The organism is Microbacterium sp. NPDC008134, assembly GCF_042957055.1.
GTDB lineage: Bacteria > Actinomycetota > Actinomycetes > Actinomycetales > Microbacteriaceae > Microbacterium.
The window spans coordinates 727002-738291 of record NZ_JBIBHO010000001.1 but is presented as its reverse complement, the minus strand read 5'-3'; the positions used below and the strand labels follow the sequence as shown (position 1 = coordinate 738291).

11 protein-coding genes are annotated in these 11290 nt (G+C 69.2%); 4 read left to right on the top strand and 7 right to left on the bottom strand.

Annotated elements, in window-relative coordinates:
* Window positions 1-29 precede the first annotated feature (29 nt).
* Window positions 30-446, bottom strand: coding sequence for an ArsR/SmtB family transcription factor (locus tag ACFY9N_RS03390; RefSeq protein WP_391476857.1), 417 nt, complete (start codon window positions 444-446; stop codon window positions 30-32).
* Between the two features lie 104 nt (window positions 447-550).
* On the opposite strand from ACFY9N_RS03390, the gene ACFY9N_RS03385 reads away from it, so the two are divergent.
* Window positions 551-1981 (top strand): TrkH family potassium uptake protein, encoded by a 1431-nt coding sequence (locus tag ACFY9N_RS03385; RefSeq protein WP_391476856.1) that lies wholly within the window; start codon window positions 551-553, stop codon window positions 1979-1981.
* Entirely contained in the window at window positions 1974-2645 is a 672-nt protein-coding gene (locus ACFY9N_RS03380) for a potassium channel family protein (protein WP_391476855.1), read from the top strand. The genes ACFY9N_RS03385 and ACFY9N_RS03380 overlap by 8 nt, the downstream gene beginning before the upstream one ends.
* A gap of 26 nt (window positions 2646-2671) precedes the next feature.
* Here the strand turns inward: ACFY9N_RS03380 and ACFY9N_RS03375 are convergent, their stop codons facing one another.
* Complete coding sequence (locus ACFY9N_RS03375) at window positions 2672-2932, bottom strand: DUF1905 domain-containing protein (RefSeq protein ID WP_391476854.1); 261 nt, start codon at window positions 2930-2932, stop codon at window positions 2672-2674.
* A 2-nt stretch (window positions 2933-2934) separates the two neighbouring features.
* Window positions 2935-3774: a pyrroline-5-carboxylate reductase gene (gene proC, locus ACFY9N_RS03370; RefSeq protein WP_391476853.1), complete on the bottom strand. Its 840-nt coding sequence runs from the start codon at window positions 3772-3774 to the stop codon at window positions 2935-2937.
* A 60-nt stretch (window positions 3775-3834) separates the two neighbouring features.
* On the opposite strand from proC, the gene ACFY9N_RS03365 reads away from it, so the two are divergent.
* The gene (locus tag ACFY9N_RS03365; protein WP_391476852.1) at window positions 3835-4806 is read left to right on the top strand and encodes a cation diffusion facilitator family transporter; all 972 of its coding nucleotides are present in this window, start codon (window positions 3835-3837) and stop codon (window positions 4804-4806) included.
* A 19-nt stretch (window positions 4807-4825) separates the two neighbouring features.
* On the opposite strand, the gene ACFY9N_RS03360 is transcribed toward ACFY9N_RS03365, so the two are convergent.
* Window positions 4826-5281 (bottom strand): nucleoside deaminase, encoded by a 456-nt coding sequence (locus ACFY9N_RS03360; protein ID WP_391476851.1) that lies wholly within the window; start codon window positions 5279-5281, stop codon window positions 4826-4828.
* A gap of 91 nt (window positions 5282-5372) precedes the next feature.
* Between ACFY9N_RS03360 and upp the strand changes: the two genes are divergently transcribed.
* Window positions 5373-6005 carry a uracil phosphoribosyltransferase gene (upp, locus tag ACFY9N_RS03355; RefSeq protein WP_391476850.1) on the top strand — a complete coding sequence of 211 codons (633 nt, stop codon included), beginning with the start codon at window positions 5373-5375 and terminating at the stop codon, window positions 6003-6005.
* A 55-nt stretch (window positions 6006-6060) separates the two neighbouring features.
* Here the strand turns inward: upp and ACFY9N_RS03350 are convergent, their stop codons facing one another.
* From ACFY9N_RS03350 to nadE, 3 genes are all read right to left on the bottom strand, one after another.
* A complete protein-coding gene (locus ACFY9N_RS03350) occupies window positions 6061-6831 on the bottom strand; it encodes a hypothetical protein (RefSeq protein WP_391476849.1) in 771 nt (256 codons plus the stop codon).
* A gap of 12 nt (window positions 6832-6843) precedes the next feature.
* Complete coding sequence (locus ACFY9N_RS03345) at window positions 6844-10350, bottom strand: TM0106 family RecB-like putative nuclease (protein WP_391476848.1); 3507 nt, start codon at window positions 10348-10350, stop codon at window positions 6844-6846.
* Window positions 10351-10421: 71 nt separating this feature from the next.
* The gene (nadE, locus tag ACFY9N_RS03340; RefSeq protein WP_391476847.1) at window positions 10422-11240 is read right to left on the bottom strand and encodes an ammonia-dependent NAD(+) synthetase; all 819 of its coding nucleotides are present in this window, start codon (window positions 11238-11240) and stop codon (window positions 10422-10424) included.
* Window positions 11241-11290: the final 50 nt, after the last annotated feature.

The window sequence follows — 11290 nt, the reverse complement described above, 5'->3', positions numbered from 1 at the left end:
CGTTCGGGATCGGGGCGCGGATCGCTCCGTCAGGCGCCGAGGCGCTTGAGAGCGGTGGCGACCACGTGCTTGGCGGATGCCGCCGCGCGTCCGACGACCTCGGCCGCGTGCGCGGCGCTCTCGGACATCGGCGCGCCCGGGTAGTCGATGTCGGGGGCCTCGTCGCCGAAAGCATCCACGAGGAAGGGCACCAGCCAGTCATCCACGACCTCGAGCGGCTCGACCGCGAGGCTGTAGAACCGGCGCTGGCCGTCTTCGCGCACGGTGACCAGCTCGGCGTCGCGCAGCACCTTGAGGTGCTTCGACACGGTGGGCTGGCTGATGCCGAGGTCGGCGACGATCTGGCTGACGCTCGTGCCCGCTTCTCCTTCGGACGTGCGCCGCAGGAGGAGCTGGAGGATGTCTCGCCTCGTACCGTCTGCGATCACGTCGAAGATGTCGGTCATGTGTTCAGGGTAGTCGTCCCCGGCACGGAGTACCATGACGAGGGCTCGGTCGCAGGTGCCGAGTCGGCGCCGATCCACGGCGGAGGCAGACGAAGGGGGACGCGATGTCGGGCATCGTGTCTGCGTCGTCCCCCAAACAGCGCCTGCGCAATGCCGCCGCCCACGGGCGCCACATCCTCACGTCTTCGCCCTCGCGTCTCGCGATCGTGGTCTTCGCGCTGCTGATCCTCGTGTTCACCGCGCTGCTGTCCCTGCCGATCGCCTCTGCGGACCGCACGGTGACCCCGCTCAGCGACGCCCTGTTCACCGCGGTATCGACCATCTGCGTCACCGGACTCGCGACCGTCGACATGGCGAACCACTGGTCGCCGTTCGGGCACGTGCTGATCTTCATCGGCGTCAACATCGGCGGCCTCGGCGTGCTGACCCTCGCCTCGCTCATGGGCATGGTGATCTCCAAACGCCTGGGTCTGCGCGCCAAGCTCCTCGCCGCGGGCGACACCAACCCCATGCGCGCGCACGGCGGAGTCGTCAACGAGAGCCAGACCGTGCGCCTCGGCGAGGTCGGCCAGCTGCTGCGCACCGTCGCGGTCTCGGCCCTCATCATCGAGGGAGCGCTCGCGGGCCTCCTCTACCCGGGGCTGGTGATGGCCGGGGTGAGCCCCATCGCCGCTCTCTGGGAAGCCCCCTACTTCGCCGCGATGGCGTTCACGAACACGGGCTTCGCGCCGAACGACGGCGGTGTCGCGGTGTTCGCCGACGACTACTTCGTGCTCTCGCTGCTGATGGTCGGCGTCTTCCTCGGCAGCATCGGGTTCCCCGTGATCTACTCCCTGGCCAAGCACGTCTGGCACGTCAAGCGCTGGTCGCTGCACACCAAGCTCACGCTCGTCACGACGGTGCTGCTGTTCGTGCTCGGCGCGGCCGTCTTCCTGATCCTCGAGTACGAGAACCCGCGCACGTTCGGGTCGATGGATGCCGCCGACACCACGTTCCAGGCGTTCTTCCTGTCGGCGATGACCCGCTCGGGCGGGTTCAACGTGATCGACATGGCCGATCTCAACGGCTCCTCGCTCGTCGCCGCGAGCATGCTCATGTTCGTCGGTGGAGGGTCGGCATCGACAGCCGGTGGAATCAAGGTCACCACCCTCGCCGTCCTCGCGATCGCGGTGTGGTCGGAGGCGAAGGGACGTCAGTCGGTCGAGGTGTTCGGTCGGCGCATCCCCAGCGATGTGCAGCGCGTCGCGCTTAGCGTCGTGGCGTGGGGCGCGACGATCGTCGCACTCTCGACGATCATCATCGCCCAGATCACGAAGGCCGACATCAGTCACGTGCTGTTCGACGTGATCTCCGCCTTCGCCACCGTCGGCCTCTCGACGGGGCTCACCGCCGAGCTCCCGGACGCCGGCTCGTACGTGCTCGCCGTGACCATCTTCATGGGGCGCATTGGTACAGTGACTCTCGCCGCGGCAGTCGCCGCGACGTCGCGATCGCAGTATTACTCGCTGCCCGTGGAAAGGCCGATCGTTGGTTGAAGTCCTCCGGGGCGACGCGCCCGTCCTCGTCATCGGTCTCGGCCGGTTCGGCGCCGCGTGTGCGGGCGAACTCGACCGCCTCGACCGCGAGGTCCTCGCGATCGACGACAACCTCGAGCTCGTGCAGAAGTGGTCCGACCGCGTCACGCACACGGTCCAGGCCGATGCCCGCAACATCGAAGCGCTGAGTCAGATCGGGGCGCGGGACTTCCAGGTCGCCGTCGTCGCGGTCGGCTCGTCGATCGAGGCATCCGTCCTCATCACCGCCAACCTCGTCGACCTCAAGGTCCCGCAGATCTGGGCCAAGGCCGTCTCGCAGTCGCACGGAAAGATCCTCGCCCGCGTCGGAGCGAACCACGTCATCTACCCCGAGCGCGAGGCCGGCGAGCGCGTCGCCCACCTCGTCAGCGGGCGCATGCTCGACTTCATCCGCTTCGACGACGACTTCGTGCTGGCGAAGATGTACCCACCCAAGTTCATCCGCGGCGTCGGCCTGAACGAGTCCGGAGTGCGCACGAAGTACCGCGTCACGGTGGTGGGCGTGAAGAGCCCCGGCAAGCCGTTCCGGTACGCCGAGGCGAACACGATCGTCACCAACCACGACCTGATCATCGTCTCGGGTACGAACAGCGACATCGAGCGCTTCGCCGCCCTCGACCGCTGACGCGCGATCCTGATCCGTAGCGGCGATCAGGCGTCGTCGACGCCGAAGCCCTCGCCGTCCTGCAGGGCCTTCTTGATCGGCACGATGTAGCCGCCGTCCTTCGGCCAGAGCGAGGTCGTCACGCGGGTTCCCCCGATCGTGACGGATGCCGGGATCATGCCCCAGCCGTAGGTGACGACGGACGCGACCTCGCCGATCATCGCGGCCTCGACCTCGGGCACGGTCACGAAGTGGAACGGCGCGGGTCCGCGCCAGTACCAGATCCCACCCGAGAATCGCAGCTGCATGGTCAGGCCCCGGCGGCGAGCTCCTTGGCGCGTGCGAGCGCGGCGGCGGAGGCATCCGCGAACGTGTTCTCGAGATGCGCGTCCTGCAGCACGGCGATCGCACGCTCGGTCGTGCCCTTGGGGCTCGTGACCCGTCGACGCATCTCGGTCGGGGTCTCCCCCGACGCCTCGAGCAGCGCCGTCGAGCCGATGAACGTCTGTTCCGCCATCAGGCGGGCGTCGGCTTCGCTGAAGCCGAGTCCGAGGCCGACCTTCGTCCACTCCTCGATCAGCAGGAAGACGTAGGCGGGGCCCGATCCGGAGATCGTCGACAGCGCGTCGATCTGCGACTCCGGCACCTCGATCACCGCACCGACCGTCTCGAACAGCCGGCGCACAAGGGCCATGTCCTCGGCCGTCGATGCCGGTCCGGCCGCGAGACCGGTGACCGCCTTGCCGACCGTCGCCGGGGTGTTGGGCATCGAGCGGATGACGTGCGCGTCCGCGCCGAGGGCGTCGGCGAACGTGGCCAGCGTCACACCGGCCGCGAGGCTCACGACGATGGCGTCAGGGGCGAGGTGCGGGGCGATCTCGCGCAGCAGGTCCGGCACCATCACCGGCTTCACGCCGACGAGCACGATACGGGCGGATGCCAGGGCCTCGCGGTTGCCATCGGGGCGATCTTCGAGCGCGATGGTCGTGACCCCGGGGAGGTCGGCGAGATCGGCGGCGCTCACGAGCGAGCGGTTCGTGGCCGTGATGCCGCCGTCGACGGTGACGCCCGAGGCGACGACGCCGCGCAGGATCGCCCCTCCCATCGAACCGGCACCGAGGAACGCGAGAGCGGGGAGAGAGTCAGCCATGTCGTCATCCTACGGCGGGCGCACCTGCGATCCCCAGAGGAGGCGATCTAGACTCGACGCATGAGTGCATCCGGCGGCGGCAAGGCGATCATCGCAGCGTTCCTGGCGAACATGGGCATCGCGCTCGCGAAGCTCATCGCCTGGCTGCTCTCGGGATCCGCGTCGATGCTCGCCGAGGCCGTGCACTCGATCGCCGACTCCGGCAACCAGTTGCTCCTCCTGCTCGGCGGTCGCAAGTCGCGCCGCGAGGCCGACCGCGCTCACCCCTTCGGCTACGGCCGCGAGCGGTACGTCTCGGCGTTCGTCGTGTCGATCATCCTGTTCTCGCTCGGCGGTCTGTTCGCCATCTACGAGGGCATCGACAAGCTCACCCACCCGCACGAGCTCGACCCCGTGTGGTGGTGGCTGCCGATCGTCGTGCTCGTGATCGCGATCGGCCTCGAGAGCTTCTCGCTTCGCACCGCGATCAAGGAAAGCAATCTCGTGCGCGAGAAGGGGCAGTCGTGGGTGTCGTTCGTGCGCCGTTCCAAGGCGCCCGAGCTGCCCGTCGTGCTGCTCGAGGACACCGGTGCGCTCGCGGGTCTGTCGTTCGCGCTGTTGGGCGTCGGCCTCACCGTCATCACCGGAAACTCGGTGTTCGACGCGATCGGCACTCTGATGATCGGTGTGCTGCTCGTGCTCATCGCGATCGTGCTCGGCATCGAGACGAAGAGCCTGCTGGTCGGCGAGGGTGCGACGACCGCCGACCTCGACCGCATCGTCGACGCGATCGCCGCCGGTGACGAGGTCGAGAAGCTCATCCACATCAAGACCCTCTACCTCGGCCCCGACGAGCTCATGGTGGCGGCGAAGGTCGCGCTGACCGCCGACAAGTCGGTACGCGAAGCGGCCGACGACATCGACGAGATCGAAGCGCGAATCCGCGAGGCCGTGCCCGCCGCACGCGTGATCTACATCGAGCCCGACGTGTACCGGCCGGCCCTCGACCCGGAGCCCCCGACGGACGCGTTCGTGCTCAAGTCCTCGGACTGAGTCGGGCGTCGCGCGGTCGTCAGCGCTTACGCGCGAAGAAGTCGCGGAGCAGAGCGGTCGCGGCATCCGCTTCGACTCCCCCGACGACCTCGGCGCGGTAGGGCAGCCGACGGTCGCGCAGCACGTCGTACATCGACCCCGCGGCTCCCGCCTTGTCGTCCCATGCGCCGAAGACCACCCGCCCGATGCGCGCCTGCAGGATCGCCCCGGCGCACATGAGGCAGGGCTCCAGCGTGACGACGAGCGTGTGACCTTCGAGATTCCAGGAGCCGACGGATGCCGCCGCTGCACGCAGCGCCTCGACCTCGGCATGGCCGGTCGGGTCGTGCGTCTCCTCGCGGGTGTTGCGCCCCTCGGCGATGATCCGACCGGTGGAATCGATGACCACGGCGCCCACGGGGATCTCGTCGGCGATACGCGCCTCCGCCGCGAGCGCGAGCGCTCGGCGCATCGCGGGCAGGTCGGCGGCGGTCATGGGTCGAGCCTACGACAGGGGCGTGCGGCGGCCGCCGCGCGCGAAGCATCCGATGTCGTGCCGGGCCGCTCGGCGCATTAGCCTGTATTCCATGCGTGTTCACGTCGCCGACCACCCCCTCGTCACCCACAAGCTCTCGGTGCTGCGCGATGCGCGCACCCCGTCGCCGGTGTTCCGCCAGCTGACGGAGGAGCTCGTGACGCTCCTCGCGTACGAGGCGACCCGCAACGTCAAGGTCTCGCCGGTCGAGATCACGACCCCCGTCACCACCACGATGGGCGTGAAGATCTCGGAGCCGCGACCGATCGTCGTCCCGATCCTGCGCGCGGGCCTCGGCATGCTCGAGGGTCTGGTCAAGCTGCTCCCGACCGCCGAGGTCGGATTCCTGGGAATGGTGCGCGACGAGGAGACCTTCGAGCCCACCACCTACGCCGAGCGCCTCCCGGACGACCTGAGCGACCGCCAGTGCTTCGCCATCGACCCGATGCTCGCGACGGGCGGCTCGCTCGCCGCCGCGATCCAGTTCCTGTTCGATCGCGGTGCGAAGGACGTCACGGCGATCTGCCTGCTCGGCACTCCTGAGGGAGTCGCGGCGATCGAGGCACTCGTGGGCGACCGCGACGTGACGCTCGTGCTGGGCGCCCTCGACGAGCGCCTCAACGAGAAGGGCTACATCGTGCCCGGCCTCGGTGACGCGGGCGACCGTCTCTACGGCACGGTCTGAGCGCGATTCTTACAGCTCGGCTCTCATCGGCGTCGAGGTCACGGTCTGATCGGCGTCAGCGGACGACGAGACGGTACGCGCGCTCGTCGCCGTAGTGCGCGAAGCCCGAGCGCCGGAGGATCGGCGCCGAGGTCGAGATGCGACCCTTCACGAGCGCGGTCTCGGCACCCCAGCTCTGGGCGAGCCGGAGGCGCTCGGCCAGCACCGCCCGGTAGGCACCACGACCGCGCTGGCCCTGGAAGGTGGCCGCACCCCACAGCCGGGCGAACCCGTCAGCGAGCGTCACGCCGCCCGTACTCACCGCGCGCCCCTCGATGCGCGCGAGCACGCGTCCGTGCGACTTCGCGACGAGGGAGCCTGCGACCTCGTCGAGTTCTTCGCTCAGGCCGCTCTCGTCGAGCGGGAGCTGTTCCCACACCGCCACGTTGATCGCATCGACCTCGCGGATCTGCGGAAGAGTCGTCACCACTTCGACGGTCGTATCGGCCGGTGGATGGATCGTGGTGCTGTCGATCGGGGCGGCGAAGACGGCGACGGTGTCGATGTGCTCGGCACCCCGTCGGCGGAGCTCATCCTCGAGGTCCGGCCCGTCGGAGGGGTTCGTCCAGAAGGTGAGGACGTCTTCCTCCCACAGCGCGGTGCGCGCGATGGCACGGTCGACCACCTCGGCGGCGCTGAGTGAGGAGTGGACCTGTGATCCGCGCACTCCTCCCCCGAAGCGTCTCGGGTATCGCACGAGGAGGAGCTCCGCGCTCTCGCTCTCGGATCCGCGAGGGAACCACGCCCACTCCGCGGCTGCACGGAGGATCTCCTCGCTACTGTGCACGCGCGGCCTCTCTCATTCGGCCGCACCGACGAGGCGGGCGAAGGCGCTGAGGCGCGCCACCCCCTCGGGTGTGTAGGGAAGATCGTCGAGCAGTGCCGGCGAGTGGACCAGGTAGGCGACGCACTGCGCCCGCGAGATCGCGACGTTGAGCCTGTTCTGCAGCAACAGGAACTCCGGTCCACGGGGCGCATCACGCCCGCTGGATGCCGCGAGCGAGGTGATCGAGACGACGGCTTCCTTGCCCTGGAAGTTGTCGACCGTGCCCACCGGGACATCGGCGAATCCTGCGGCCGAGAGGGCGTCGTGCACCAGCTGGCGCTGCGCGTTGTAGGGCGTGATGACGATGATGTCGGCCGGCGTGAGCGGCCGCACCGTCGGGGCTGTTTCGCCGCTGCCGCCGCGATCGCCGCCGTCGTTGTCGGTGAAGGATCGCCCGACGAGATCGCGCACGATCCGTACGACTTCGGCGGCCTCCTCCGGTGATTGCGTGGCGTTGCCGCGATGCCTCAACGGCACGATGTGGAGCCCGGGGTCGATACCGTCGACGGATCGCTTCTCCGTTCCCGGCGCAGAGGCGAGCCTGCCGGCGTACGCGAGTTTCGAGACCGGTTCCGCCACGAACGGATGCATCCGCCAGGAGCGGGCGAGGAAGTACCCGTACTCGGGGCGCACCACCGCATCGCCGTCCATCACCCAGCCGAGGGCCGAGGTGTCGACGGGCTCGGGGTGAGCGCCCTGGCTGACCTGCGGCAGCTGCTGCGGGTCGCCCAGGAGGAGAAGGCGCTTCGCGCCCGCCGCCACTGCGATGGTCGAGGCGAGCGAGAACTGTCCGGCCTCGTCGATCACGAGCAGATCGAGACCCGAGCGGTCGACGCGTGCGGTGTTGCTGAAATCCCACGCGGTACCCCCGACGACGACGCCGTCGTCGGCGTGCTCGGCGAGGAACGCTGCCATGCCGCTCTTGGGGATCACCGTGTACGCCGGGTCGGACTCGGGATCCTTCGGAGCCTTCGCGACCTGTGCGGGAGCGACGCCGTCGGCGACGACTCGGGCGAGGAGCGTCTCGATGATCGCGTGGGACTGCGCGACCACCCCGATCTTGAAGCCGTACTCGTTCACCAGCCGGGCGATCACCCGCGACCCCGTGTAGGTCTTGCCCGTTCCGGGAGGACCCTGCACCGCGAGGTAGCTCCGGTCGAGGTCGAGGACGCCGCGCACGATGGCGTCGATCGTGTCGCCGCCTGCGGCATCCACCACCGGAAGCGGACCGCCCGAGCGCGTGCGCGGCGGGATCCGGCGCAGGATGTCGGTCGCCGGGTCTTCGGGAAAACCCGGGGCCGCGGTGTGCACGGCATCGGCCCACTCGTCGATCGCTCCCTGCAGCGACACGACGCGCGGCGGCGCAGCAGGCGTGAGGGCGAGCGGGACTTCGTCCCACGTCTGCCCCTGGATCGCCGTCTCGGTGATGAGGAACCCGTCGTCGAGGATCTCGGCCACCGTGACGACGTGCGGCACGTGCACCGCGCGAGAGGGAACATCGACGTCGAACGGTGCCGGCGCCTCGTACAACGCGAACGGCTGTGCGCCGACGCCCAGCGTCGTTCCCGGCGAGACCTCTCCGCGGATCTCGATATCGCGCGACATCACCCGCCGCCCCTCGCCGATGCTCCAGTCGCGCCGCACGATGGAGGAGGCGGCGTCGACGCGCACCACGTCACGTGTGCCCTCCCACATCGTCACCGGCTCGCGAAGGCGCTGGAAGTGGGAGACCCAGAAGCTCTTGGCCTCGCGCGGGAAGTAGTCGATGGCCGCGGCAGCGATGCGGTGCACCTGACCGTCACCGCCCGCGGCGACGGCCCGCTCGGCGTCAGCGAGGAGCGCGACCGAACGGGGGGACGGCTCGTAGATCACCTGGTCGGCGGCATCGGGCGGGGCGGGTGTGACGCCCTTCTCCCGAGCGATCTCGATCAGCCAGTTGCGCAGGCGCCGGGTCGAGACGCAGTCGTAGCGGTTGTAGTCGGCGAGGTCGGCGAACACGGCGTCCGCTTCGCTCTGCTCGCCCGCGGCGGCGAGCTCGCGTGCGGCGACGTACTGCACGATCGAATCGTCGCCCTTCTGCACGTCGCTCGTGCGCACCTCGTCGCCCATGTACAGGGGCTCGAGCTTCTTGATCGAGTACGAGCGCGAACCGATGCGCACCGTGCGCAGCACGAGCGGGTAGAGGTCGACGAAGACGCCCTCGCGGAGCAGTCGATCGACCTCGCCCTCGCGCACGCCGTGACGCGCGGCCATCGCCACCAGATGCGCGGTCTCGTAGGGCGCGTAGTGGTAGATGTGCATGCCGGGGTGCGCCGCCCGACGCACGGCGACGAAGTCGAGGAACGTCTCGAACGCCCGGCGCTCCTCGGCGAACGTATGCGCCCACAGCGCCGTGTACTGATCGGTGTTGTCGACCCAGCCGAAGAGGTAGTCGATCCCCCAGTGCGACTCCCCGATCGGCGCGGGCTCCGTGTAGAGCGGGTCACCCTCGAAATCGAAGAAGATGTCGCCGTGACTCGGCACCGGAAGCGTGTGGATCGCCGGCGCGTAGTGCACGTCGAAGGTCGGCGCTCCGTCGGCATCCGCACGGAGCTGCAGCGCCGCCTGGGCGCGCAGCCCCTCGAACGTGTCGACGTTCATCCCCTCGGGCGCGGCGGGCGCCGCGGCGAGCTCGTCGATCGTGGTGACCCCCGCCGCGCGCAGGCGCGCTCGTTGCACCGGACGCATCCGAGCGACCGTCAACAGGTCGCGGTGCGCGACCACCTGCTCCTCGCACGTCGCGCAACGGCCGCACGCGACGACCTGCAGATCGCCGCGGTCGTCGCCCCAGGCGAGCGGTTCGCCGGCTGCTCCCGTCTCGATGCGACGGTCGGCGATCAGCGCACGCAACCGTGCGCGCCGCACATGGAAGAGCGGAAGGAGGTCATCGACCGCGTGCGTGCTCACCGTGCCGTCACCGAGGATGAGGTCGACCTCGTCGGCGCGTGGGACTCCGAGACGATCGAGCTGATCGACATATGCCGCGAGCTGCATCAACGCCGTGACCCGCGCCTTGCGCGCCAGCTTCGAGTCCTGCACCCGCCAGCGACCGTCGATGTCGCGCCGAAGGAAGTCCGCGAATCCCACGAACTCGTCCGTCGCGAACGCGGCCTGGAAGACGACCTGGGCATCCGATCGCAGCGCCGCCACGCTCTCGTCGACCGCCGCGCTCAGCGCCGCGGCATCCGTGGACGAGACCTTCGCGATCTGACGCACGGCGTCGTCACCGAGATCGGCGACGTATCGGGCGAGCACGTTCTGCTCGTGCACGTCACCGAGCAGCGCCGCACGCGCGAGCGTCGCGTCTTCGGGCTCATCGACGGCCGGAACACGGCCCAGCTTGGCGTCGATCGCGCGACTCCACGCGAACTCGCATTCCGCTGCGGCCTTGAGGTCGCTGGCGCTCCAGATGACGCGCTGCGCCTGAGTGTCGATCCGCACGATGCTCCATTTCGTCGTGCTTCGACACTAGCTGCGGCATCCGACATCGCCGCCGGTCAGGGCGTTGCCGGTCAACGCCACCAGGTGTCGTCGGGCGTGACGGGGAGATTGCGCTTGTGCTGGGTCGCGAGGTACCGCGCCTCGATCCGTCCAGCGACATCGGGGTCGACCGTGCGCCCCTCCAGGAAGTCGTCGATCTGCTCGTAGGTGAGACCGAGCTCGTCCTCGTCGGCGCGACCGGGCTGGCCATCGAGGAGATCCGCCGTCGGCACCTTGAACGCGAGGCGGTCGGGGGCGCCGAAGAACTGCAGCAGCGCACGCCCCTGTCGCTTCGACAGACCGGACAACGGCAGGATGTCCGCCGCCCCGTCGCCGAACTTCGTGTAGAAGCCCGTCACCGCCTCGGCCGCGTGATCGGTGCCGATGACGAGTGCGCCCTCGTGGCCGGCGAGAGCATACTGCGTGACCATGCGCACGCGGGCCTTGATGTTGCCGCGGTTGAAGTCGCTGATGTCGCTCGTCACGGCGAACTCGATGTCTTCCTCCACACCGTCGACGCCGTTCTGGATGTTGACCTCGACCGAGCTGTCGGCGGCGATGAACTCGAGCGCCGCGTCGGCATCCGCCGCATCGTGCTGCACCCGGTAGGGAAGGCGGATGGCGAGGAAGCGGGCTTGCCCGCCCTCGGCGCGCACACGTTCCACCGCGAGCTGCGCGAGGCGACCGGCGAGCGTCGAGTCCTGCCCACCCGAGATCCCGAGCACGTAGCCCCGGGCACCGGTGGTACGGAGGTAATCGGCGAGGAACTGCACCCGCCGCTCGATCTCGGACTCGGGATCGATCTCGGCGCGGACGCCGAGGGCATCGGAGATCTGCTTCTGCAGGGACACGGTTCCTCCACTCTTCCTCCTCCCAGTATCTCCCGGTCCTGTTACGGAGG